This is a genomic window from Thioclava sp. F36-6, from assembly GCF_002020305.1.
In the GTDB taxonomy this organism is placed as follows: domain Bacteria; phylum Pseudomonadota; class Alphaproteobacteria; order Rhodobacterales; family Rhodobacteraceae; genus Thioclava; species Thioclava sediminum.
The window spans coordinates 1,415,125-1,437,839 of sequence record NZ_MPZX01000001.1; the positions used below are offsets into that span (position 1 = coordinate 1,415,125).

The window sequence follows — 22,715 nt, forward strand, 5'->3', positions numbered from 1 at the left end:
AGAACAAGAGGAATACGACCATGCCGAACCTGCCGAGAAAGCATCTTTTCGATCTGCCCGAGGGGGTGATCTATCTCGACGGGAACTCGCTCGGGCCGTTGCCGCGCGGCGTGGCGGAGCGGCTGGAGAGCTGCGCGCGCGACGAATGGGGGCAGATGCTCATCCGGGGCTGGAACGAGGCGCATTGGATGGATCAGCCCGCCCGCGTCGGCAATAGGATCGGTCGGCTGATCGGCGCGCCGGAGGGCTCGGTCGTGCTGGGCGATACGCTCTCGATCAAGGTCTATCAAGCGCTGGCCTCGGCCCTCGAGATGCGCCCCGATCGCAAGGTGATCCTGTCGGACAACGGCAATTTTCCGACCGATCTCTACATGGCGGACGGGCTGATCCGCTCGCTGGCTCGCGGGCACGAGCTGCGCACGCCGGCCCCGGAAGATGTGGCGGACGCGATCACCGAAGAGGTGGCGGTGGTGATGCTGACGCAGGTCGATTACCGCACGGGACGGATGCACGATTTCGAGGCGATCACCCGCAAAGCCCACGCGGTCGGGGCGGTCATGATCTGGGATCTCGCCCATAGCGCGGGCGCGGTGCCGGTCGACATGACGGCGAACGGAGCCGAATTCGCGGTCGGTTGCACCTATAAATATCTCAATGGCGGCCCCGGCGCCCCGGCTTTCATCTATGTCCGCCCCGATATTGCCGAGACAGTGCGCCCCGCGCTTAGCGGCTGGCTCGGCCATGAGGCGCCCTTCGCCTTCGATCTCGACTATCGCCCCGGCCGCGCGGTCGAGCGGATGCGCGTCGGCACGCCGCCGGTCCTGCAGATGACCGCGCTCGAAGAGGCGCTCAAAGTCTGGGACGGGCTGACGATGGAGGAGGTGCGGGCACGCTCCGTAGAGCTGTCGGAACTCTTCATCCGCGAGGTCGAGGCGCGCTGCCCAGACCTCAAGCTGTTCAGCCCGCGCGACGCGGAGGCACGGGGCAGTCAGGTCTCGTTCGGTTTCGCAGAGAGCTACGCAGTGGTTCAGGCCCTGATCGCGCGCGGGGTGATCGGAGATTTCCGCGCGCCCGATGCGATGCGTTTCGGCTTCACGCCGCTTTATCTCGATGAGGCCGACGTGACCCGCGCCGCCGAAATCCTCGGCGATGTGATAGCCGAGCGGGCCTGGGATACCCCTGCGTTCAAGGAACGCGGACGGGTCACCTAGAGGTACGCCTTTGCGCAGCCGTCAGCCCGGCGTCGTGAACTCGGCGACCAATTCGCGGATCAGCTCGCGCAGCCAGACATGGCCCTGATCTCGGCGCAGATGCGGGTGCCAGGCAATCTGGCTGGGGAAGGTGCCGAGGTCTATCGGCACGGGAACATCGCGCAAGCCATAAGGTCCGGCGGTCATCGCGGCCACCCGCGCGGGCACCGTGGCGATGCCGCCCAGACGCGCGACTGCGGGCGCGGCGGTCAGGAAATGCGTGACCACGACGGCCGTATTCCGGTGCAGCCCCGTCGCCTCGGTGCGCTTATGAACCCCGGTGCGCCACTTGCCGGGCGGGGCGACGACCACATGCGGCAACGTCTCATAGAGGTTCCGGTCGAGCGACGCGCCCTCGGGTAACGCCTGTGGCGCGACGATGCAGCGGAACCCGTCCTCGAACAGGTCCGAGACCACGAGATCCTCGGGCGGGGCGTCAAACCGCCCGACCGCCAGATCGAAGGCCCGCCCGGCAAGCGCGCGGGGGTCCAGATCGGGCCCGATCGGCGAGATTTCGAGACGGGCCGACGGGGCCCTGTCGGCAAAGGCCGCCGCAAGTTCCGGCGCGAGAACGATCTCGGCATAGGGTCCCAGCAACAGCCGGAAGCGGCGCGTGGTGCGCGCGGGATCGAAGGGCTCTGCGGCGCGGAAGGCCTGTTCCAGCCGCTCCAGCCCGGCGGCGATGTCGGGCGCGATCTCGAGCGCCTTCTCGGTCGGCTCCACGCCGTAGCGGGCGCGCAGAAACAGCTCGTCACCCAGCGCCGCACGCAGACGTGACAGCGCCGCGCTCACGGTGCTCTGGGATTGGCCGAGCCGTTGGGCGGCGGCGGTGACATTGCGTTCTTCCATGACCGCATGGAACACGCGCAAAAGCGATACGTCGGGTGTCATGTCTCCAGAATATCGATTTCTGACGTTGACTGCATCAATTTCTCGATCAGTGAACGCAACCTATCTCTGTTGGGACGCGTTGACGGCCCGAGACGAACAGGACCGGAAATGCCCTGAAACGCACAACGAAGGAGGCCAAACCCATGGCACGTATTCTTATTCTTTCGACCGCAGCTGATGCCCTTGGCGACACCGGCAAACCGACCGGCGTCTGGTACGAGGAACTGGCGACCCCGTATTACGCCTTTCTCGATGCAGGCCACGAGGTGAAAGTGGCCACCATCGGCGGTCGTTCGATCCCGATCGACCCGAATTCCGACGTGACCGGCGACGACGCGCCGGCTTCGGTCACCCGCTTCCGGGATGACGCCGACGCCAAAGCGGTTCTGGAAAACCCCGCGCGGATCGAGGACGAGGATATCACTTCCTATGATGCGCTCTACATCCCCGGCGGCCACGGTGCGATGTATGATCTCGCCGAGAGCGATATCTCCGCGAAAGCGATCAGCACCGCCTGGGATGGCGGCAAGATCGTCGCCTCGGTCTGCCACGGCCCCGCAGCCTTCGACAAGGTGAAGGACAAGAACGGCGACTCCATCGTGAAAGGCCGCAAGGTTTCGGCCTTCACCGATAGCGAGGAACGCGGCGTGGGTCTTGCCGACGCGGTGCCGTTCCTTCTGGAAACCCGCCTGCGCGAGCTGGGCGCGAAATTCGAGAGCGTCGACGACTGGCAGCCCCATGCGGTGGCCGACGGGCGTCTGGTGACCGGCCAGAACCCGGCGTCGTCCGAGGCGGCTGCGAAAGAAGTGCTGGCCCTGCTGGGCTGATATCGAGAGGCGCCGCCCAGTCCGGGTGGCGCCTTTTTCGTTCCACATCAATTCAGAGAGGCTGGCATGTCGAAAATCATTCTCATCACCGGCGCCTCCACCGGGATCGGCGAGAGCTGCGCGCGCCATGCGGTCGAAGCGGGTCACAAGGTGGCGCTGGCCGCACGGTCCGAGGAGAAACTCGAAGCGCTCGTCAAAGATCTGGGCGCAGACAACGCCCTTGCGCTGCCCACCGACGTCACCGACCCCGACGCTCAGGAACGCATGGTCGCGCGTGCGGTCGAGCATTACGGTCGTCTCGACGTGGTACTGGCCAATGCGGGCGTCGGCGCTTCGGCGCGCGGGACCGAGGCCGGATCGGTCGAGAGCTTCCAGAAGATGATCGAGGTGAACTGCCTCGCCGTGACCTACACCGCGAAATTCACCCTGCCGCATCTGCGCGCCTCCAAGGGGCATATGGTGCTGACCGGCTCGAAGGCGTCGCAGGGCGCGATGTTCGGCTCGGTCTATTCGGCGACCAAATGGTTCATCCGCGGCTATGCCGACAATCTCGGTGAGGAGCTTGGCGAGGCGGGCGGTCGCGTCACCTGCCTGCATCCGGGCATGGTCGACACGCCGTTCTTCGACGAGGCAAAGCCCGACGCGCTGCGCCCCGACGATGTCGCGCGGGCCTTCCTCTTCGCGATCGACCAGCCCGATCACGTTCTGATCCCGCATTTGCCGGTCTACCCCAAACCGAAAACGGATTGATCCGAGCGGGCCGCCTCTGCGGTGATCCGACATTGAAAGGAGCCGGCCCATCGGGGTCGGCTCCTTGCTATTTCGACCCTCTGAGAGCCCGACTCAGATCGGGTAATGCTGTTTCGGGTCCTCGACGGTGATCCAGCGTAGATCGGTAAATTCGGCAATGGCCGCGCGCCCGCCGAACCGCCCGTAGCCCGAGGCCTTGACCCCGCCGAAGGGCATCTGCGGCTCGTCGCCCACCGTCGGGCCGTTGATATGGCAGATCCCGGTCTCGAGCCGGTTCGCCAGGGCCATCGCGCGCGAGACATCGGCGCTAAAGATCGCGCTCGACAGCCCGTATTCGGTGTCATTGGCCACTTTCAGCGCCTCTTCGTCGCCCTTCACGCGGATGATCGATTTCACCGGGCCGAAGCTCTCCTCGGCATAGATGCGCATGCCTTCCGACACCCCGTCGAGCAGCGTCGCCGCAACGATCGTCCCCTCGCGCGAACCGCCGGCGACCAGTTTCGCGCCTTTCCCGGTGGCATCGGCAATCAGGGCGTCCATCTTCTCGGCCGCCGCTTCGGAGACAAGCGCCCCCAGCGCCACCTCGCCACGCGGATCGCCCGCGGGCAGGGCACTGGCGCGTGCGGCGAGCTTTTCGACGAAGGTGTCGGCCACTTTCTCGTCGACGATGATTCGCTCGGTCGACATGCAGATCTGGCCCTGGTTCATGAAGGCGCCGAAAATCGCGGCATTCACCGCCCCGTCGAGATCGGCATCGTCGAGCACGATCAGCGGCGCCTTGCCACCCAGCTCCAGCAGCGAGGGCTTCAGATGCTCGCCCGCAAGCCGCCCGATGATCCGGCCGACGGCGGAGGAGCCGGTGAAATTCACATGCTTGACCGCGGGATGCGCGATCAGCGCCTCGACGACATCGGCCGCGTCCTCTGGGGCGTTGGTCACCACATTGAGCGCGCCCTCGGGCAGTCCGGCTTCAGCGAAACATTCCCCGATCAGGCGATGCGTCGCGGGGCACATCTCGGACGCTTTCAGCACCACGGTATTGCCGCAGGCAAGCGCCATCGCGACCGCGCGCGTGCCGAGGATGACGGGCGCGTTCCACGGCGCGATGCCGAGGCAGACGCCCTTGGCGCGCGCAACGCCCATCGCCATCGTGCCGGGCTTGTCGGAGGGGATGATCTCGCCGCCGATCTGGGTGGTCATCGCCGCAGCCTCGCGGATCATGCCGGCCGCGAGATGGACGTTGAATCCGGCCCAGGGCCCGGTCGCGCCGGTCTCGGTGATCATCGCCTGAATGAAGTCGTCGGCTCTAGCCTCCATTACATCGGCGGCTTTCGACAGGATCTTGCGCCGCCCGTTCGGCCCGGTCGCGGACCAGCCGGGAAAGGCGCGCGCGGCAGAAGCCACGACCGCCTCGACATCGTCACGTCCCGCCGCGGCGGCGCGGGTGGCGACCTCGCCGGTCACCGGATCGATCCGGTCGAAACTTGCGCCCGAGGCGGCAGGGGCGGAGGCCCCGTCCAGCAGCATTCCGATCTCTTTCATGGGTAGTCTCCTCCTCAATTTCCGTCGCATTTGCGGAGTACCGCGCGCGCCCGTCGGGTGTCGCGTCTTCCCTGGCAATCACAGCGATAGTCCGGGCACCAAGGCGCGGATTGCAAGGGGGTGTGACGTCACAAAGCCGCAGCGGCGGGATAGCCTTTAGTCGGAGAGCGTCAGGCCGACGCTCTCCGAACCAGATCGGGCGAAGACCTCGGTCAGACGCGCAGGGCGTCGGCGGGGTGCTCGACCGAGGGGTCGGTCTCCTCGGGCTCGGGATCGGCGGTACGGATGCCGAAATCCTCGAGCACGGCGAGGATAGCCGGGGTCACGAAGAGCGACAGCACCGTCGCCGCGCTCAGACCGAAGGCGAGGCTCGCCACGATCGGGCGCAGGAATTGCGCCTGCGTCGAGGTCTCCAGCAAAAGCGGGCCGAGCCCGACCACCGTCGTCAGCGAGGTCAGGAAGATCGCGCGGAAGCGGTCGCGCACGGCCTCCTTTCCGGCCTCGAGCATCGGGGTGCCGGTCGCACGTCGCTCGCCGATGAACGCGTCGAGCAGGATCGCGTCGTTCACCACCACGCCTGCCAGCGTCGCGAGCCCCACGAGGCTCGGCAGCGAGAGCGGCAGCCCAAGCAGCACATGCCCCCACATCACGCCGATCAGGCTGAGCGGGATCGTCGCGATCACCGCGACGGGGCGGATGAAGCTGCCCATGTAGAAGGCCAGCAGCAGGTAGACCCCGACCGCCCCCGCCGTCATGAAACGCACGAGCGACGCGCCGGTGGTCGCGGTGTCCTGTTCCTCGCCCAGAACCTGCACCTTCACGTCGGGACGCTTCTGCGCCAGTTCGGGCAGGTAATCGGCCCGCATCGCCGCCATCAGCTCGCGCGAATTGGCCCGCGTCGGGTCGATCGTGCCCTGCACCGAGACCGCGCGCTGCCCGTTCACATGGGTGATCGTGGTGTAGCCGCGGGTCTCGCTGACCGTGGCCACCGCCGAGAGCGGCACCAGCGCGCCGTTCTTGCCGGGCACCCGCAGTGCCAGAACATCGCCGATAGCGCGCCGCTCGGAGGGCGCGAGCCGGGCCACGATATCGACCTGACCGCGCGCATCGGCGAAGCTGACGGCGCTGTCGCCACGGAAGGCCGCGCGTAGCTCACCCGCCAGCGCAGCAGGCGTCACGCCCAGCAGGTTCGCCACCGCCGGTTTCATCCGCACCACCAGCTCGGGCTTGCCCGGCTGCAGATCGAAGGTCACATCGCGCACCCCGTCGAAGCCGCGGAAGAAGCGGCGCAGCTCGCGCGCGGTGGTTGCCAGTTCGCCAAGATCCGGGCCGGTGACGAGCAGATCGATCGGCTTGCCTCCCGCACCGCGCTCCTTGTCGGTGATCCGGAAGGCGGCCATGTCGGGCATCTTGCCGACCAGCTGCTTCCAGCGGTCGAGCACCGTGCCGACATCGGTGGTGCGCGTCCCTGCGGGCAGCAGCGAGGCGCTCACAGTGGCCATGTTCGGCCCCGTGGTCGGGCTGTCGGCATTGCTGCCATAGGTGATCGTGTAGCTTCGGACGAGGGGCTGGCCGTCCGGCTGAGCGGGGCTCAGCTCGGCATCCATCTCCTTGAGCGCCTTGACGACCTTGCTCACCCGCGCCTCGGTCAGCGAGAGCGGCGCGCCCGCGGGCAGCAGAAGCCGCGCCTCGACCGTGTCGCTCTCCAGCGTCGGGAAGCTCTGGTATTTCAGGAAGCCCCCGGTGAAGGGCGCGACCGAGAGCGACACGAGCAAGATCGCAAGCCCAAGCGTCAGATAGCGCCAGCGAAGAGCGACCCCGGCAAGCGGGACGATGACACGGTCGCGCAGCCGCTCGAAGACGCCGTTGACCGCGCGTTGCACGGGGCCGGGGCGCATGTCGTGTTTCAGCGAGTGGCGCATATGGGCGGGCAGGATCAGGAAGGCCTCGATCAGGCTGACCGTCAGCGTGATCAGCAGCACGATCGGGATGTATTTCAGCAGCGCGCCGATATTGCCGGTCAGGAAACTGAGCGGCCCGATTACCATCGCCGTGGTCAGGAAAGACGCCAGAACGCCGGGAAAGACCTGCATCGTGCCTTTGACGGCGGCGACACGGGCGGGCTCTCCCGTTTGTCGCCTGCGCACGATGTTTTCCGAGATCACGATCGCATCGTCCATCAACAGACCCGTGGCGACCAGCAGCGCCACCATCGTCATCATGTTGATCGTGTAGCCCAGCATCTGCATCGCGAAGATCGCGCCGAGGAAGCTGATCGGCAGACCCATCGCGACCCAGAAGGACATGCGCAGCCCGAAGAACAGCCACATCGCGACGAGCACGAGGATCAGGCCCTGCAGCCCGTTGACCCCGATGATGCGCAGGCGCTCGACGATGTTGCGCGTGGAATCCGCCGAGATCGCGAGCTGGATATTGCCCGGCGCCTCGGCCTGCGCCTGTGCCATCTCGCGATCGAGTGCGGCGCGCACCCGCAGCGCATCCTGCGAGGCGGTCTTCTGGACCGAGACGATGGCGGCGCGCTTGCCGTCGAAATAGGTGGCCTGCGACGGATCGGCGAAGCCTTCGCGGATCGTCGCGACATCGCCCAGCCGTACCTCGCCGCCCGCCGCACTGCCCGCAATCGGGATCTGCGCAAGCTCGGCGGGCGTGCGCCTCTCGCCGAGGAAGCGGATCGCCACCTCGCCCGAGCGCCCCTCGAGCGAGCCTGCGGGCATGTCGAGGCTGTAGCGCGCCAGCGTCGCACCGACGGAGCCCATGTCGAGCCCAAAGCGCTCCAGCGCGGCGCGGTCGAACTCGATCGCGATCTCGCGGTCGGAGAAGCCGTTCACCGAGACCAGCGAGATCGCGGGATCGGCGCGCAGCTGATCGGCGAAGCTCTGGGCATAGGCGTAGAGCACCGCCGGATCGTCCGGCCCGGTCACCGCCACCGACGAGACCGAGGCGGTGCGCTCGACGATCTGCACCACCGGATCGTCGGCCTTGTCGGGGAAGGAATTGATCCCGTCCACCGCATCCTTGATGTCGTTGTAGAAGCGCGTCATGTCCGCGCCCTCGATCATCTCGGCGGTGATCTGGGCGCTGTTGTCGCGCGCGAGGCATGTCAGTTTCGCAAGGTTCTCGACCCGCGTCAGGACCGGATCGGTCACGGTGCAGATGCCGGTCTCGACCTCCGAAGGCGCGGCGCCGGGATAGGTGATGCGGACCGAGACATCCGAGGGCGGGGTCGCCGGGAAAGTGTCGCGCTGCAGGCTCGGCAGCGCCATCAGCCCGAGCCCCGCAATCGCGATCATCGCGATATTGGCCGCCGTGCGATGACCAGCAAAAAGCGCGATCATTGCGCATCTCCCGCGGGCTTGGCGGCGCTGTCTCCGCTCGGTGCGGCGTCGCCTTCGGGCGCGGCGCCCTTGCCGCCGCCGCCACCTCCGCCGCCGCCACCGCTGCCCGGTTGCGGGCTGGTGGCCGTCTGGCCGAGCGCCTCGGCGGCGATCTCGGCCTTGCGCGCCTCATCCTCGGTCGCCTTTACCGTCATGCCCGGCACGGCGATCGAAGGGTCGGTGACGACCAGCTTGTCGCCCGCCTTGAGGCCCTGCGCGATCACAGCCAGATCGCCCGAGACGAAGCTGGTCTTCACCGCGCGCTTCTCCAGCGTACCATCCTCGGACACCACCATCGCGGTGCCGCCCGCGACCGCCTCGGCGGGCACGACGAGCAGGCTCTGCTTCGGTGCGGCGAGTTCCACCGCCACCACCATGTTGCGCCGCAGGGGCGGGCGCTCGCCCGCCTGTGCCTGACCCAGCGGATCGTCGACGCGCACCACGACGGGCGCGCTTTGCGTGGTCTCGTCGATCGCCTCGCCCATCCGCTCGACCTTGGCCTTCCAGACAATGGGATGCTCGGGCTCGGGCAGGGTGACGCGCGCCTTTAGATCGGTCACTTTGGTGCCGTCGCCCGCGAGCCGGAGCAGGGGCCCCATTCGCCCGATCGGGAATTGCGCCGAGATGTCGACGGCCGCGACGCCTTCGCCACTCAGCAGAACCTGACCGCGATTGACATATTGCCCCAGATCCGCGTCCAGCGAATTGACCCGCAGCTCAAACGGCGCCGAGATCGTCGAGAGCTCAATGGACCGGTCGATCGTCGCCGCCTGCGTATCGAGCACCTCGCGTTCGGCCTCGTTCAGCTTCAGCTGGCTTTCGAGATCGGTCACCTTGGTCTGCGCGGTCAGCTGCTGGCGGCGCGCCGCGTCGAGCTGGGGCTGGGTGATCCGGCCCAGATCGTGCAGCGTCTTCTGGCGGTCGAGCTCGTCCTGGGCCAGCGCAAGGTCGGAGCGCGCCAGCTCGAGGCTCGTGCGCACCGTCTCATCCTTGACCTTGGAGGCCGCGACCTGCGCCTCGAGACTGGCGCGCTGCAGTTTCAGATCGCTGTCGTCGATGGTGAAAAGCGGCGTGTCCTTGGCCACGATATCGCCCGGCGCGAGCGGCTTGGAGATGTCGCGGATTTCCCCCTCGATCCGGGCAACGGCGCGCCATTCGCGCACCGGCGCGACCGTGCCATAGCCGGTGACGCGCGGGATCATCTCGATCGGGGCGAGCGTGATCACCCGCACCAGCGTCGCCGGTCGGTTCGCCTCGCTCGGGCTGGGTAGAGATTTCAGATCGCCCGCAAAAACAATCGCCGCCACACCAAGTGCGCTCGGCACCGCCACCATCGCGAGCCGTGCGAGGCCCGTTCCAATTCCAACCATGACGTCCCTCTTCGCGCATGTCTTTTGACTACTTATGCAAACCTTGGCGCGTCGGGCTAGCGCAAATGTGACGCACCCCCTGAAAGGCCGCGTGGCCGGGCCGGGGCGTCGCATGCGGCTGGTGGGTCGGGGGAGGCTTGGCGGGCGCGGCGCGGGCCCTACCTCAGGCAGGATCACGTCTCGAGACACGCACAGACATCAGTCAGGGAGCCAGACCAGCCATGAAATATTCTCTCATCGTGGCCGCTGCGGTCTTCGGGGGCGCGCTCGCCTCCGCCGCGCAGGCCGATATTACCGTCTCCTCCAAGATCGACACCGAAGGCGGTCTCTTGGGCAATATCATCGCGCTATCGCTGGAAAATGCCGGAATGCCGGTGGAACGGCGGCTGCAGCTGGGCGGCACGCAGGTCGTGCGCAAGGCGATCCTCGCGGGCCAGATCGACATCTATCCCGAATATACCGGCAATGCGGCCTATTTCTTCAACGAGGCCGATAGCGACATCTGGAAGGATGCGACAAAGGCCCATGACCGCGCCGCCGAACTCGACAAGCAGAACGATATCACCTGGCTCGACTCCGCGCCGGCCAACAACACCTGGGCGATTGCCGTGACCGGCGATCTGGCCAAGGAGAACGACCTCACTACCATGTCCGATTTCGGCAAATGGGTGTCGAATGGCGGCGACGTGAAGCTCGCGGCCTCGACCGAGTTCGTCTCGTCCCCCGCCGTGCTGCCCGCGATGCAGAAGGCCTACGGGTTCAAGCTGAGCCCCGATCAGACCGTGGTTCTGTCGGGCGGTGACACGGCGGCGACCATTCAGGCAGCGGCGCGCGGCACCTCGGGCGTGAACGCGGCGATGGCCTATGGCACCGATGGCGGTGTCGGCGCGGCGGGGCTCGTCGTGATGGAAGACGACAAGGGCGTGCAGCCGGTCTACGAGCCCACCCCGATCGTGCGCGACGCGGTGCTGAAGGAATACCCGAAGATCCCCGAGGTGCTGAACCCGATCTTCGACAAGCTCGACATGCAGACGCTGCAAAAGCTCAACGGTCGTATTCAGGTCGGCGGTGAGCCCGCCGAGGCGGTCGCGAAGGACTACCTGACGCAGATCGGAGTGCTGAACTGACTGCGGCGGCGCGCAAACGGGCGGGCACAGGCTCCGCGATGGCGGGGCTGTCGCCGCCCGGCGTGCTGTTCGCGGTGCTGGGTCTGGCCGCGATCTTCGCGCCCTTCATGACCTTGGCGGCGAACCGGATCGTCGCCGGTGAGGGCAAGGCGCTCTGGACCTTAGCCGCGCCGCAGATCACGGGGCCGGGGATCGCGCTGATGCTGCTGGGGCTTGCCTTGGGGCTGCCCGCCGCGCGGCCGTATCTGCGCATCGCGGGGGCTGCGCTTGGCCTTGCGGGGCTGGTCTGGCTACTGGTTCTCGGCGCGTCTTCCCTGCTTGCAGAGGCGGGAGAGTATGCCCGCGTCTCTCCGGCGGCGGGCTTCTGGTTCCTGCTGGTGGTCTTCGCGCTGATGATGGCCGATGCGCTGAGCGCGCTGTCGCCGGGGCCTGCAGCGCGGGCGGGGCTGTTGGTTCTGGTGCTCGCGCTGGTGGCGGCCCTGCTGTGGTCGGGCGCGCTGAGCGATCTGTCCATCGCGCAGGAATTCGCGAGTCGCAAGGATGCGTTCTACAGCGCCAGCCTGCGCCATCTGGGCCTTGCCTTCGGCTCGCTTCTGGCGGCGGCGGTGATCGGCCTGCCGCTCGGCGTGATGTCCCACCGCAACGCCGGGCTGCGCCGCGCTTTGCTGCCGGTGCTGAGCTTCCTTCAAACGATCCCCTCGCTCGCGATGTTCGGGATCATGATCCCGGTGCTGAGCTGGCTGAGCGGCGTCATCCCCGGCGCCCGCGCGATCGGCATCGCCGGGATCGGCTTCGCGCCGGCCTTCCTCGCGCTGACCCTCTATTCGCTGCTGCCGGTGGTCGCCAATGTGCTGGCCGGGCTGCGCACCGCGCCCGCCGCCACGCTCGAGGCCGCGCGGGGGATGGGGATGACATGGCGTCAGCGCCTGACCCGGGTGGAGCTGCCGCTGGGCCTGCCGGTCGTGCTGGCGGGGCTGCGCATCGTGCTGGTGCAGAATATCGGGCTGGCGGTGATCGCCGGGCTGATCGGCGGCGGCGGCTATGGCACATTCGTCTTTCAGGGTCTGAACCAGACGGCGGGTGACCTGATCTTGTTGGGCGCATTGCCCACTGTCGCGCTGGCGCTGATCTCGGCCATCGCGATGGACATCCTCGTCGAACTGACGACCCCTCGAACGGAGCGTGAAGAATGATCGAAATCGACGAGATCACGAAGCTCTATGAGGACACCGCAGCGGTCGACCACGTCTCGATGACGGTTGAGACCGGCACGATCACGGTGATCGTGGGTACGTCCGGCTCGGGCAAGACCACGCTACTGCGGATGATCAACCGGCTGATCGAACCCAGCTCGGGCGAGGTGCGGATCAATGGCGAATCCACCGCCGCGCTGGCCAAGCACGAGCTGCGCCGCCGGATCGGCTATGTCATTCAGGGCGACGGGCTGTTCCCGCATTACACGATCGCGGGCAATATCGGCGCGGTGCCCAAGCTGCTCGGCTGGTCCAAGGACAAGACGCGCGCCCGGGTCGACGAGTTGCTGGACCTGTTCTCGATGGAGCCCGCGCAGTTTCGCGACCGCTACCCGGCGGAGCTGTCGGGCGGCCAGCAACAGCGCGTGGGCGTGGCGCGCGCTCTCGCCTCGCGGCCCGATCTGCTGCTGATGGACGAGCCCTTCGGCGCGCTCGACCCGATCATCCGGGCCCGGGCGCAAGCCGATCTGCGGCATATCCAGCGGCAGCTCGGTTCGACCATCGTGCTCGTGACGCATGACATGGAAGAGGCGATCCATCTGGGCGACCGGGTAGCGGTGATGGATGGCGGCAAGCTGCTGCAACATGGCACGCCCGCCGAGATCATCGCCGCGCCCGCCACCGATTTCGTGGCGCAGATGGTGGGCGGCGTGGACCGCCCGCTGCGGCTGTTGTCGCTGATCCCGGTTTCCGACGTGCTGGAAGAGGGCGCCGCCGAGGGCGAACCTATTACGCCCGAGACCAGCCTGCGCGATGCGCTGTCCCTGTGCCTCTGGCGCGGCTGCGAGGCGCTGCCGGTGGCCGATGGCGATACCCCGCTTGGCCGGGTCACGCTGGCAACGATCCGTGCCCGCGCGGCGGAGTTGGCATGAGCCGTAGCGGCATGATCCGAGCCGCCTGCGTGGGGCTGCTTCTGGCGCTGGTTCTGCGCCCGCATTGGTTCGCGCCGGTCTTTGCGCCCTTCGCCCCGGCGGGCGGCCCGGTGATCTACGAGCGCGCCTCGATCCTGTCGCTCTCGCTGAGCCATCTGGGGCTCGTGGCGCTGGCCTCCGGGCTGGCGACGCTCGTCGCGGTGGGCCTTGCCATCCTCGTGACGCGACCTGCGGGCGCGGCCTTCCTGCCGCTGTCGCGCACGATCACCAATATCGGGCAGACCTTCCCGCCCGTGGCGGTGCTGGCGCTGGCGGTGCCCGCGCTCGGTTTCGGGGCCGGGCCGACGCTGGTGGCGCTGTTCCTCTACGGGTTGCTGCCGATCTTCGAGACGGCCATCGCGGGCCTTTCGACCGTGCCGCCCGCCACGATGGAGGCCGCCCGCGGCATCGGCCTGACCCGCGGGCAACGGCTGATCCGGGTGGAGTTGCCGCTGGCCTTGCCGGTGATCCTGACGGGCATCCGGCTGTCGGTCGTGATCGCCATCGGCACCGCGACCGTCGGCTCCACCGTGGCCGCGCGGACCTTGGGCGAAGTGATCATCGCGGGGCTTCTGACCAGCAACACCGCCTTCGTGTTGCAAGGCGGCGTGATCGTGGGGCTGTTCGCGGTGCTCGTCTACGACGCGCTGAGCCTGTTGGAGACCGCGCTGACGCGGCGATTGGGCAGGCAACCCGCCGGGGCGGAAGCGTAGCGCGATGCCGGTGCAGAGCGCGCCTTTTCGCAAGATCGGGGAGGCGCGCAACCCTATGTCGGATGACAGTGTTTCGCCGCGCCCGCACGCCGTGGAACAGGCTTTCCACCGCGCGACACGGTGCTGGAATTCGTTCCGCTCCCGCCTCGCGAGAGGGAATAAAAGACTAATTTTATCATATGTTTGCCTGCCGCATCGACTTCGCCTTGCCGCATTACTAGGTAAGGCGCCTGTTATTCCGACCCGCCACAGCGCGGCGTCTTCGACCTATCGGAGGTATCTCGCATGAAACCCATTCGCACCCTCATCGCCATCGCAGCCCTTGCCGGGATCGTGGCGCCCGCAGCCCAGGCCGCGAGCCTCGCCGACATCCAGAAAGACGGCGTCTTCCGCGTCGGCACCGAAGGCACCTATCCGCCCTTCACCTACCACGACGAGTCCGGCGAGCTGACCGGCTTCGACGTCGCCATCGCCCGCGCCATCGGCGAGAAGCTGGGCGTGAAGGTGAAGTTCCTCGAAGGCCGCTGGGACGGTCTGATCGCAGGGCTCGACGCCGACCGCTACGACGCGGTGATCAACGAGGTGGGCATCACCGATGCGCGCAAGAAGAAATACGATTTCTCCCAGCCTTATATCGCGTCGAAAGCGGCGCTGATCGTGCGCGAAGGCGAGACCGACATCAGCAGCTTCGACGATCTGAAAGGCAAGACCGCCGCGCAGACCCTGTCGAGCAATTTCGGCAAGATCGCTTCCGATCACGGCGCCGAACTGATCGGAACGAACGGGTTCGACCAGTCGATCGCGCTCGTCTTGCAGAACCGCGCGGACGCGACGGTGAATGACAGCCTGTCCTTCCTCGATTTCAAGAAGCACAAGCCGGATGCCCCGGTGAAACTGGCCGCGACGCAGCCGGATGCGAACTATTCCGGCGTGATCATCGCCAAGGAGCAGCCCGAGCTGCTCGCTGCGATCAACAAGGCGCTCGACGAGATGAAGGCTGACGGCACGTATCAGAAGATCTCGCAGGAATATTTCGGCGAGGACGTCTCGAAGTAAGGCGCATGTAGAGCCGCGCGCGCCTCGGGGTTCGGCCCGGAGGCGCGCGTGAGGCTTGCAGAAAGGATCCGCTATGGCTGACTGGTTGCCCCTGATGTGGTCGTCGCTCGTGCCGCTTTTGCAGGCGACGGTGACCTTCACGATCCCGCTGACGCTTATCACCTTCACGCTGGGCCTTGCGCTCGGGCTGCTCTGCGCGGTGATCCGGCTCTTCGGTCCGCGCCCGCTGGTGTGGATCGTGCGGTTCTATGTCTGGGTGATCCGGGGCACGCCGCTTCTGGTGCAGCTGTTCCTGATCTTCTACGGGCTGCCGAGCCTCGGGATCACGCTCGACGCTTTCGTGGCGGGGCTGATCGGCTTCACGCTGAATGTCGGCGCCTACACGTCCGAGATCCTGCGCGCGGCGCTGTCTTCGGTGTCCAAGGGGCAGTGGGAGGCATCCTATTCCATCGGCATGAACTGGCGGCAGACGATGACCCGCACCATCGTGCCGCAGGCCTCGCGCGTCGCGGTGCCGCCGCTGTCGAACAGCTTCATCTCGCTGGTGAAGGATACGTCGCTCGCCGCCGCGATCACCGTGCCTGAACTGTTTCAAGCGGCGCAGCGGATCGTCGCGACCACCTATGAACCTCTCGTCCTCTATGTCGAGGCGGCGCTGATCTATCTCGCGCTCTGCTCGGTCCTGTCGGCGCTGCAGGGGCGGCTCGAACGGCGCCTCGGCCAATATGGCGGCTTTCTGGAGGAACGCACATGATCGAGCTGTCCAACATCACCAAGCGGTTCGGCGAGAACGAGGTCCTGTCGGGGATTTCGCTGTCTCTGCCAGAGGGCTCCGTGACCGCGTTGATCGGCCCCTCGGGCGGCGGCAAGAGCACGCTCTTGCGCACGATCAACCTGCTGGAGGTGCCCACGAGCGGCACGCTCGCCATCGGCGACGCCTCGGTGACGCTGAGCGAAGGCGGCAAGCTTTCGCGCGCCCAGATCCAGAGCATCCGCCAGCAGACCGGCATGGTGTTCCAGAATTTCCAGCTCTTCCCGCATCGCACCGCGATCGAGAACGTAATGGAAAGCCTTGTGACCGTGCAGAACTGGCCTGCCGCGAAGGCACGCGAGCGGGCGATGTCGCTGCTCGAAAAGGTCGGCATGGCGCATAAGGCCGATGCTTGGCCCGCGACGCTTTCGGGCGGTCAGCAGCAGCGGATCGCGATTGCGCGCGCGCTGGCGCCGTCGCCCAAGGTGCTGCTCTGCGACGAGCCGACCTCGGCGCTCGATCCGGAACTGGCCGCCGAAGTCGTGGACGTTCTGGCGCAGCTTGCCCGCGAGGGCACAACGATGGTGATGGCGACGCACGACCTGCGGCTGGCCTCGCAAATCGCCGAGACCGTGGTGGTGCTGGAAAGCGGCGGTGTGGTCGAGACCGGCCCGGCGCGGCAGGTCTTCGATGCGCCCGAGCGCGAGCGCACCAAGCGGTTCATCGCCACGCTGAAATCGGGCGGCGAGACAGCGCCGTCTGATACCGACCCGCGCCCCGTCTGAGGCGCGGGCGGCGGCGGGTTCAGAACTCCCAGTCCTCGTCCTCGGTCGCGACCGCCTTGCCGATCACGTAGCTCGATCCCGAGCCCGAGAAGAAGTCGTGGTTCTCGTCCGATCCGGGCGAGAGGGCGGAGAGGATCGCGGGGTTCACACGGGTGGCCTCGTCAGGGAACAGCGCCTCGTAGCCGAGGTTCTGCAGCGCCTTGTTGGCGTTGTAGTGCAGGAAGTGCTTCACGTCTTCGGTCAGGCCCAGACCGTCATAGAGTTGCTCGGTGTAGCGGCCCTCGATGTCATAGAGGTCGAACATCAGCGAGAAGGCGAAATCCTTGATCTCGGCGCGCTCGGCCTCGGTCACATGCTCCAGCGCGCGCTGGAACTTGTAGCCGATGTAATAGCCGTGGATCGCCTCGTCGCGGATGATCAGGCGGATCAGGTCGGCGGTGTTGGTCAGGCGTGCGCGGCTCGACCAGTGCATCGGCAGGTAGAAGCCCGAATAGAACAGGAAGCTTTCCAGAAAGACGCTCGCGACCTTGCGTTTGAGCGGGCTCCCGGTCGCGTCATATTCGTCAAGGATCAGCCGCGACTTGGCCTGCAGATGCGGGTTTTCTTGCGACCAGCGGAAGGCCTCGTCGACCTCTGCGGTGTTGCACAAAGTCGAGAAGACAGACGAATAACTGCGCGCGTGCACAGCCTCCATGAAGGCGATGTTGGACAGCACGGCTTCCTCATGGGGCGTGGCCGCATCCGCCATCAGCGCGGGCGCGCCGACCGTGTTCTGGATCGTGTCCAGCAGCGTCAGCCCGGTGAAGACCCGGATCGTCAGAGTCTGTTCGTCCTCGGTCAGCTGTGACCAGCTTTGAATGTCATTCGACAGCGGCACCTTCTCGGGCAGCCAGAAATTCGACGTGAGCCGGTTCCAGACTTCGAGGTCCTTGTCGTCCTGAAGGCGGTTCCAGTTGACGGCGCGCGGAACGGGGCGGGGCGTGTGCAGATCTTTCATGGCGGGCCTCACAGGGAACAGGATACGCAGCCCTGCACCTCGGTCCCCTCAAGGGCCGCTTGGCGCAGGCGGATGTAATAGATGGTCTTGATGCCGCGCCGCCAGGCGTAGATCTGGGCGCGGTTGATGTCGCGGGTCGTGGCCTCGGCGGGGAAGAACAGCGTCAGCGACAGGCCCTGATCGACATGTTCGGTCGCCGCCGCATAGGTGTCGATGATCGCCTCGGGGCCGATCTGATAGGCGTCGCGGTAGAACTCCAGATTGTCGTTCGTCATATAGGGCGCGGGGTAATAGACCCTACCGATCTTGCCTTCCTTGCGGATCTCGATCTTCGCGGTGATCGGGTGGATCGAGGCGGTGGCGTTGTTGATATAGCTGATCGAGCCGGTGGGCGGCACGGCCTGCAGGTTGCGGTTCCACAGGCCGGTGTCCATCACCCGGTCACGCAGGGCTGCCCAGTCGGCGCGCGAGGGCAGGGTGATTCCGAAGCGGTCGAACAGGGCGATGACGGTGTCGCTTTCAGGCAGCCAGTCGCGGGTCACGTATTTCTCGAAGAAGCTGCCATCGGCATAGGCCGAGGCCTCGAAACCCTTGAAGCTGCGGCCATGTTCGGTCGCCAGCCGGTTCGATTCCGCCAGCGCGTGATAGGCCACGGCGGCGAAATAGACGGAGGTGAACTCAATCCCCTCGGGGCTGCCATAATGGATGCGCTCGCGGGCGAGGAAGCCGTGCAGGTTCATCTGGCCCAGTCCGATCGCGTGGCTTTCCTCGTTGCCCTTGCGGATCGAGGGGACGGCGTTGATCGCGCTCATCTCCGACACTGCCGAGAGCGCGCGGATCGCGGCCCCGACGCTCGCGCCCAGATCGCCGCCATCCATCACCTTCGCGATGTTGAGCGAGCCCAGATTGCACGAGATATCCGTGCCCATCCGCGCATAGCCCAGATCCTCATCGAATTCCGAAGGCTCGGCCACCTGCAGAATCTCCGAACACAGGTTCGACATGGTGATCCGCCCCGCGATCGGGTTGGCGCGGTTCACCGTGTCCTCGAACATGATGTAGGGATAGCCGCTTTCGAACTGAATCTCGGCGAGCGTCTGGAAGAAGGCGCGGGCGTTGATCTTGCGTTTGCGGATGCGCGCGTCGTCGACCATCTCGTGGTATTTCTCGGTGACGGAAATCTCCGAGAAGGCGCAGCCATAGACCCGCTCCACGTCATGGGGCGAGAAGAGATACATCTCCTCGTTCTTCTTCGCGAGCTCGAAGGTGATATCGGGGATCACCACGCCGAGGCTCAGCGTCTTGATCCGGATTTTCTCGTCGGCATTCTCGCGCTTGGTGTCGAGGAAGCGCAGGATATCGGGGTGATGGGCGTGCAGATAGACCGCGCCCGCGCCCTGACGCGCGCCCAGCTGGTTGGCATAGCTGAAACTGTCTTCGAGCAGCTTCATCACCGGGATCACGCCCGAGGACTGGTTCTCGATCCCTTTGATCGGCGCGCCGTATTCGCGGATATTGGTCAGCATCAGCGCCACGCCGCCGCCGCGTTTCGACAGTTGCAGCGCCGAGTTGATGCCGCGCCCGATGCTTTCCATGTTGTCTTCCAGCCGCAGCAGGAAACACGACACGAATTCGCCGCGCGCCTTTTTGCCCGCATTGAGGAAGGTCGGCGTCGCGGGCTGGAAGCGGCCCGCCAGCATCTCCTCCATCAGGCGCATCGCCAGCGCCTCGTCGCCGCGCGCGAGCGTCAGCGCCACCATCACGACGCGGTCCTCGTAGCGTTCGAGATACCGCTGCCCGTCACGGGTCTTCAGCGTATAGGAGGTGTAGTACTTGAACGCGCCGAGGAAGGTCGGAAAGCGGAACTTGGCGGCAAAGGCCGCGTCCCAGATCGCGCGCTGGAAGTTGCGCGAATACTGATCGAGCACGGCGGCGTCGTAATAGCCTTCCTCCACCAGATAGCCGAGCTTTTCGTCCAGCGAATGGAAGAACACCGTGTTCTGATTCACGTGGCGCAGGAAATATTGCCGCGCGGCCATCCGGTCGGCGTCGAAGCGGATATTGCCCTCCGCGTCATAGAGGTTGAGCATCGCATTGAGCGCGTGGTGATCAAGCCCCGCGAATTCCGAGGCCATGGCCCCGCTCGGTGTCACGTCGCTATCGAGCATTCCTGCCTCCAGAAGGTTTCGAGACCCGCGCGCACGCGGGCGATGTCACTGTCCGTGCCTGCCAACTCGAACCGGTAAAGCACGGGGATATTGCATTTGCGCGCCAGCAGATCGCCCGCGCAGGCGAAGAGTGCGCCGAAATTGCGATTGCCGCTGGCGATGACGCCGCACAGGCCCGCGCGGCGGGTGGGGTCGTTGAGAAAGGCGATGACCGGTTTCGCAACCGCGCCGCGCCCCTTGCCGTCGGCGTAGCTCGGGCAGATCAGGACATAGGGGCCGGGCGGGGTCGGCATCGGAGCCTCAGCCGAAACGGGCAGGCGCAGCGCGGGCAGGCCCAGCCGCTCCACGAAGCGCTGCGTGTTTCCCGACGCCGAGGAGTAATAGATCAGCTTTGCCTGTCCCATCGCGGCTAGGTCTCAAGCCAGCCGGTTGATCATGTCGGGGCGAAAGCCCGCCCAGTGATCCTCGTTCGCGATCACGACCGGGGCCTGACGGTAGCCGAGGTCCTGCACCATCTCCATCGCGGCGGCATCCTCGGTCAGGTCAATCACGTTGTAATCGATCCCCTTGGCATCGAGCGCGCGGGTCGTTGCGGTGCATTGCACGCAGGCCGGTTTCGCGTAGACGGTGATGGTCATTTTCCTGTCCCTTTGTTTGCTGTCGGCAGCGCGGGACTAGGCTCGTGGGCAGGGCGGAACAGCACACTGCCACGCGCCCGGGCCCTCCGCCGCGGTCGTCGTCTATCTGCTCTGGCAGGTCTCCTGGCTCGCGGCTCGAGCGCCTCTGGGTCCGTCTTCCCGGCGCATTGCACCAGTGACGTTCGGACCTAAGGCTCGCCGCTTACAGTTGCGGGGGCAGCGCCGGAATCTCACCGGCTTCCCTCTTCGCCTGCGGAGTGACTCGCAGGAACCAAAGCAACATCATATTGGGCGGTGAGGGGTGGTGGTGTCAATATATAGATTGCCCCGCCGCGCGAAACTCTCGCGCGACAGGGCTGCGTCAAGCCTCAGGCTCCGTCGCCAAGCGCCCGGATATGCGCCGGGAGGCGGGCGTTCTGGCCATACATGAAGTGGTTCTCCATGCGCTCCGAGAAGCGGCTGGCCTCGGTCTCGCGGCCCACGGCCTCGGCCATTTCGCGGATATGCATCGGGCTCGCCCCGCAGCACACGCCGAGGTAATTCACCCCGATCGCCTGCGCCTCGCGTGCGAAGGCGCCGATCTCGTAGCGGTTGCAGGCCAGCGGATCGAGCGCGGTCGGGAAGGTTCGACCGTGCGGCGAGGGGCAGGTGCAGCCGTTGTGATCGGAGAGGTTGAAGAAGGTGGGCTCCGCCTTCGTGGTCCGGTAGGGCACGGGCAGGGCGCCGACATGGCAGCTTACCGCCGCGCGCACCTTGCGCAGCCACGGCATCATTGTCTGCGGCCCGCGGAAGCAGTTCAGCCCGACGACATCGGCGCCCGCCTGTTCGAGCTGCTGGCAGGTCTCGACGATGCCGACCCCGTCCATCATCTCGTTGCCCGCCATCGGCGCCAGCGTCAGCACCACCGGCAGACCTGACGCCTTCGCGGCCTCGAGCGCACAGAGCGCCTCGCCCGCGTAGTAGAAGGTCTCGCCGATAATGATATCCGCGCCTTCCTCGACCGCCCAGCCGATCATCTCGTCGAACATCGCACGCACCTCGGCCTGTCGCGCCGGATCGGTGGGGTCCCAGATATTCGTGTTCGAGATATTGCCCGCCATCAGGTTGCCGGTCTTCGCATTGGCAACCTCGCGCGCGATCTTCAGCGCCGCACGGTTGAGCGGCTCCAGCAGGTCTTCCTTGCCGATCACGCGCATCTTCTCGCGGTGGCCGTTATAGGTGAAGGCCTCGACGATATCGCTGCCAGCGCGCTGGAAATCGACATGCAGATTGCGCAGCGCCTGCGGGTATTCGAGCGCCACCTCGGGCACGAATTCCCCGGCGGTCAGATAGCCGCGTCGTTCCAGTTCGAACAGGAAGCCCTCGGCGCAGATCACCGGGCGCGCGTCGAGCAGACGGGTCAGTTTGTTGTCATTCATGGAGAGATCCTCTCAGTTCATCCATGACCATCGTTTGGAAAAGCCGAGCCTCACAGGAAACGGAGTGCCGTTTCCTGCTGCAATGGTCCTCGGCCGGGCCGCAGCATGCGACCGCAAGACGAGAAACGGGTCAGAGGCCGCGTCGGGCGCGAGCACCGCCGCGCCGCACCGGTGGAGGCATCTCGATCGGCAAGGCGAAAGGCTGCGGGGTCAGCGACTCCAGCAGGAGTTCGCAGAACACCTCCACCGCGGGCGAGATCAGCGAGTGCGGATAGGCCTGCATATGGGCGACGATCGTCGCCTTCGCATAGGGCATGTCGCCCGGCAGCGTACCGAGCCATTCCATGTAGCCGAGCGTCCCCAACTCACGCGCACGCAGCGGCGAGATCGGTCCTATATCGAGTTGTAGCAGTGAAAGCGTTCGTTCCAAAAGCATCGCGCCCTCCGCGCAAAAGGGCGGGAGTGGTCGCGGCACGGCGATATGCGAGGTCCGATCTGGTCCATCTCTCGTCTCTCCGTCCCAGGGCACCCCGCCCGGGTTTAAGGTGACCGAGATGCGCTAGGCGCGCATCCGAGATGGCAGGTCTCCTGACTCGCGGGTCGTAGCTTCACCGGACCTTCCCAACCTTTGCAGGTCAGTGGCGTTTCCGGTGGCGCTCGCCGCTTACAGTTGCGGGGGCAGTCACGGAGTTGGGCATCGCCCGCACCGTGTTCCCTTTTCAGCCGACCCTTTGGGGCCGGACACCATCGCAGATTTGATCGCAGGAAAATCTGGCGCTGTCCAGAACGGATTGGGGCCTGTGGGACAAGCGGGCCCGCGTTGACGGAGATCAAGGTCGAAATGCGCCCCTGCGATAAAGTGCCCGCAGGTGC

At 66.2% G+C, this 22,715-nt stretch carries 20 protein-coding genes and 2 riboswitches; of the genes, 10 read left to right on the top strand and 10 right to left on the bottom strand.

Annotated features, from left to right (window positions below; genetic code table 11):
• The first annotated feature begins 20 nt into the window (after nucleotides 1-20).
• Nucleotides 21-1,211: a kynureninase gene (gene kynU, locus BMI88_RS06540; protein ID WP_078547001.1), complete on the top strand. Its 1,191-nt coding sequence runs from the start codon at nucleotides 21-23 to the stop codon at nucleotides 1,209-1,211.
• Nucleotides 1,212-1,232: 21 nt separating this feature from the next.
• Here the strand turns inward: kynU and BMI88_RS06545 are convergent, their stop codons facing one another.
• Nucleotides 1,233-2,141 (bottom strand): LysR family transcriptional regulator, encoded by a 909-nt coding sequence (locus BMI88_RS06545; RefSeq protein WP_078547003.1) that lies wholly within the window; start codon nucleotides 2,139-2,141, stop codon nucleotides 1,233-1,235.
• A 143-nt stretch (nucleotides 2,142-2,284) separates the two neighbouring features.
• Between BMI88_RS06545 and BMI88_RS06550 the strand changes: the two genes are divergently transcribed.
• Both BMI88_RS06550 and BMI88_RS06555 read left to right on the top strand, forming a co-directional pair.
• Nucleotides 2,285-2,968 carry a type 1 glutamine amidotransferase domain-containing protein gene (locus BMI88_RS06550; RefSeq protein ID WP_078547005.1) on the top strand — a complete coding sequence of 228 codons (684 nt, stop codon included), beginning with the start codon at nucleotides 2,285-2,287 and terminating at the stop codon, nucleotides 2,966-2,968.
• 66 nt (nucleotides 2,969-3,034) lie between these two features.
• Nucleotides 3,035-3,718 (top strand): SDR family oxidoreductase, encoded by a 684-nt coding sequence (locus BMI88_RS06555; protein WP_078547007.1) that lies wholly within the window; start codon nucleotides 3,035-3,037, stop codon nucleotides 3,716-3,718.
• A gap of 93 nt (nucleotides 3,719-3,811) precedes the next feature.
• Here the strand turns inward: BMI88_RS06555 and BMI88_RS06560 are convergent, their stop codons facing one another.
• From BMI88_RS06560 to BMI88_RS06570, 3 genes are all read right to left on the bottom strand, one after another.
• Entirely contained in the window at nucleotides 3,812-5,260 is a 1,449-nt protein-coding gene (locus BMI88_RS06560) for an aldehyde dehydrogenase (RefSeq protein ID WP_078547009.1), read from the bottom strand.
• A 212-nt stretch (nucleotides 5,261-5,472) separates the two neighbouring features.
• Nucleotides 5,473-8,616, bottom strand: coding sequence for an efflux RND transporter permease subunit (locus BMI88_RS06565; protein ID WP_078547011.1), 3,144 nt, complete (start codon nucleotides 8,614-8,616; stop codon nucleotides 5,473-5,475).
• On the bottom strand, nucleotides 8,613-10,025 hold the full coding sequence (locus BMI88_RS06570; protein ID WP_168173953.1) for an efflux RND transporter periplasmic adaptor subunit: 1,413 nt from the start codon (nucleotides 10,023-10,025) through the stop codon (nucleotides 8,613-8,615). The genes BMI88_RS06565 and BMI88_RS06570 overlap by 4 nt, the downstream gene beginning before the upstream one ends.
• Nucleotides 10,026-10,246: 221 nt before the next feature.
• On the opposite strand from BMI88_RS06570, the gene BMI88_RS06575 reads away from it, so the two are divergent.
• From BMI88_RS06575 to BMI88_RS06605, 7 genes are all read left to right on the top strand, one after another.
• A complete protein-coding gene (locus BMI88_RS06575; protein WP_078547015.1) occupies nucleotides 10,247-11,152 on the top strand; it encodes an ABC transporter substrate-binding protein in 906 nt (301 codons plus the stop codon).
• A 38-nt stretch (nucleotides 11,153-11,190) separates the two neighbouring features.
• Nucleotides 11,191-12,345: an ABC transporter permease gene (locus BMI88_RS06580; RefSeq protein WP_246831828.1), complete on the top strand. Its 1,155-nt coding sequence runs from the start codon at nucleotides 11,191-11,193 to the stop codon at nucleotides 12,343-12,345.
• Complete coding sequence (locus BMI88_RS06585; RefSeq protein WP_078547017.1) at nucleotides 12,342-13,277, top strand: ABC transporter ATP-binding protein; 936 nt, start codon at nucleotides 12,342-12,344, stop codon at nucleotides 13,275-13,277. The genes BMI88_RS06580 and BMI88_RS06585 overlap by 4 nt, the downstream gene beginning before the upstream one ends.
• Nucleotides 13,274-14,029 (top strand): ABC transporter permease, encoded by a 756-nt coding sequence (locus BMI88_RS06590; RefSeq protein ID WP_078547019.1) that lies wholly within the window; start codon nucleotides 13,274-13,276, stop codon nucleotides 14,027-14,029. Before BMI88_RS06585 ends, BMI88_RS06590 begins: the two co-directional genes overlap by 4 nt.
• Nucleotides 14,030-14,314: 285 nt before the next feature.
• A complete protein-coding gene (locus BMI88_RS06595; protein WP_078547021.1) occupies nucleotides 14,315-15,085 on the top strand; it encodes an amino acid ABC transporter substrate-binding protein in 771 nt (256 codons plus the stop codon).
• 73 nt (nucleotides 15,086-15,158) lie between these two features.
• A complete protein-coding gene (locus tag BMI88_RS06600) occupies nucleotides 15,159-15,839 on the top strand; it encodes an amino acid ABC transporter permease (protein ID WP_075774679.1) in 681 nt (226 codons plus the stop codon).
• Complete coding sequence (locus BMI88_RS06605) at nucleotides 15,836-16,621, top strand: amino acid ABC transporter ATP-binding protein (protein ID WP_078547023.1); 786 nt, start codon at nucleotides 15,836-15,838, stop codon at nucleotides 16,619-16,621. Before BMI88_RS06600 ends, BMI88_RS06605 begins: the two co-directional genes overlap by 4 nt.
• A gap of 19 nt (nucleotides 16,622-16,640) precedes the next feature.
• Here the strand turns inward: BMI88_RS06605 and nrdF are convergent, their stop codons facing one another.
• The 6 genes from nrdF to BMI88_RS06635 all read right to left on the bottom strand — a co-directional run bounded on the left by nrdF (nucleotide 16,641) and on the right by BMI88_RS06635 (nucleotide 22,278).
• Nucleotides 16,641-17,618 (bottom strand): class 1b ribonucleoside-diphosphate reductase subunit beta, encoded by a 978-nt coding sequence (gene nrdF, locus BMI88_RS06610; protein WP_078547026.1) that lies wholly within the window; start codon nucleotides 17,616-17,618, stop codon nucleotides 16,641-16,643.
• Between the two features lie 8 nt (nucleotides 17,619-17,626).
• Entirely contained in the window at nucleotides 17,627-19,786 is a 2,160-nt protein-coding gene (nrdE, locus tag BMI88_RS06615) for a class 1b ribonucleoside-diphosphate reductase subunit alpha (protein WP_281480154.1), read from the bottom strand.
• Entirely contained in the window at nucleotides 19,768-20,190 is a 423-nt protein-coding gene (gene nrdI, locus BMI88_RS06620) for a class Ib ribonucleoside-diphosphate reductase assembly flavoprotein NrdI (protein WP_078519982.1), read from the bottom strand. The genes nrdE and nrdI overlap by 19 nt, the downstream gene beginning before the upstream one ends.
• A 12-nt stretch (nucleotides 20,191-20,202) precedes the next feature.
• A complete protein-coding gene (gene nrdH / locus BMI88_RS06625) occupies nucleotides 20,203-20,424 on the bottom strand; it encodes a glutaredoxin-like protein NrdH (RefSeq protein WP_078547028.1) in 222 nt (73 codons plus the stop codon).
• 95 nt (nucleotides 20,425-20,519) lie between these two features.
• Nucleotides 20,520-20,715, bottom strand: a riboswitch (cobalamin riboswitch).
• Between the two features lie 77 nt (nucleotides 20,716-20,792).
• A complete protein-coding gene (locus tag BMI88_RS06630) occupies nucleotides 20,793-21,842 on the bottom strand; it encodes a homocysteine S-methyltransferase family protein (protein WP_078547030.1) in 1,050 nt (349 codons plus the stop codon).
• 130 nt (nucleotides 21,843-21,972) lie between these two features.
• Nucleotides 21,973-22,278, bottom strand: a complete 306-nt coding sequence (locus BMI88_RS06635; RefSeq protein ID WP_078547032.1) for a hypothetical protein — start codon at nucleotides 22,276-22,278, stop codon at nucleotides 21,973-21,975.
• Nucleotides 22,279-22,402: 124 nt separating this feature from the next.
• A riboswitch (cobalamin riboswitch) is annotated at nucleotides 22,403-22,606 on the bottom strand.
• Nucleotides 22,607-22,715 lie beyond the last annotated feature (109 nt).

Bases quoted from the DNA above. Each gene is read 5' to 3' on its own strand.
- kynU (WP_078547001.1), top strand. From the start codon at position 21: ATGCCGAACCTGCCGAGAAAGCATCTTTTCGATCTGCCCGAGGGGGTG.
- BMI88_RS06545 (WP_078547003.1), bottom strand. From the start codon at position 2,141: ATGACACCCGACGTATCGCTTTTGCGCGTGTTCCATGCGGTCATGGAA.
- BMI88_RS06550 (WP_078547005.1), top strand. From the start codon at position 2,285: ATGGCACGTATTCTTATTCTTTCGACCGCAGCTGATGCCCTTGGCGAC.
- BMI88_RS06555 (WP_078547007.1), top strand. From the start codon at position 3,035: ATGTCGAAAATCATTCTCATCACCGGCGCCTCCACCGGGATCGGCGAG.
- BMI88_RS06560 (WP_078547009.1), bottom strand. From the start codon at position 5,260: ATGAAAGAGATCGGAATGCTGCTGGACGGGGCCTCCGCCCCTGCCGCC.
- BMI88_RS06565 (WP_078547011.1), bottom strand. From the start codon at position 8,616: ATGATCGCGCTTTTTGCTGGTCATCGCACGGCGGCCAATATCGCGATG.
- BMI88_RS06570 (WP_168173953.1), bottom strand. From the start codon at position 10,025: ATGGTTGGAATTGGAACGGGCCTCGCACGGCTCGCGATGGTGGCGGTG.
- BMI88_RS06575 (WP_078547015.1), top strand. From the start codon at position 10,247: ATGAAATATTCTCTCATCGTGGCCGCTGCGGTCTTCGGGGGCGCGCTC.
- BMI88_RS06580 (WP_246831828.1), top strand. From the start codon at position 11,191: ATGGCGGGGCTGTCGCCGCCCGGCGTGCTGTTCGCGGTGCTGGGTCTG.
- BMI88_RS06585 (WP_078547017.1), top strand. From the start codon at position 12,342: ATGATCGAAATCGACGAGATCACGAAGCTCTATGAGGACACCGCAGCG.
- BMI88_RS06590 (WP_078547019.1), top strand. From the start codon at position 13,274: ATGAGCCGTAGCGGCATGATCCGAGCCGCCTGCGTGGGGCTGCTTCTG.
- BMI88_RS06595 (WP_078547021.1), top strand. From the start codon at position 14,315: ATGAAACCCATTCGCACCCTCATCGCCATCGCAGCCCTTGCCGGGATC.
- BMI88_RS06600 (WP_075774679.1), top strand. From the start codon at position 15,159: ATGGCTGACTGGTTGCCCCTGATGTGGTCGTCGCTCGTGCCGCTTTTG.
- BMI88_RS06605 (WP_078547023.1), top strand. From the start codon at position 15,836: ATGATCGAGCTGTCCAACATCACCAAGCGGTTCGGCGAGAACGAGGTC.
- nrdF (WP_078547026.1), bottom strand. From the start codon at position 17,618: ATGAAAGATCTGCACACGCCCCGCCCCGTTCCGCGCGCCGTCAACTGG.
- nrdE (WP_281480154.1), bottom strand. From the start codon at position 19,786: ATGCTCGATAGCGACGTGACACCGAGCGGGGCCATGGCCTCGGAATTC.
- nrdI (WP_078519982.1), bottom strand. From the start codon at position 20,190: ATGGGACAGGCAAAGCTGATCTATTACTCCTCGGCGTCGGGAAACACG.
- nrdH (WP_078547028.1), bottom strand. From the start codon at position 20,424: ATGACCATCACCGTCTACGCGAAACCGGCCTGCGTGCAATGCACCGCA.
- BMI88_RS06630 (WP_078547030.1), bottom strand. From the start codon at position 21,842: ATGAATGACAACAAACTGACCCGTCTGCTCGACGCGCGCCCGGTGATC.
- BMI88_RS06635 (WP_078547032.1), bottom strand. From the start codon at position 22,278: ATGCTTTTGGAACGAACGCTTTCACTGCTACAACTCGATATAGGACCG.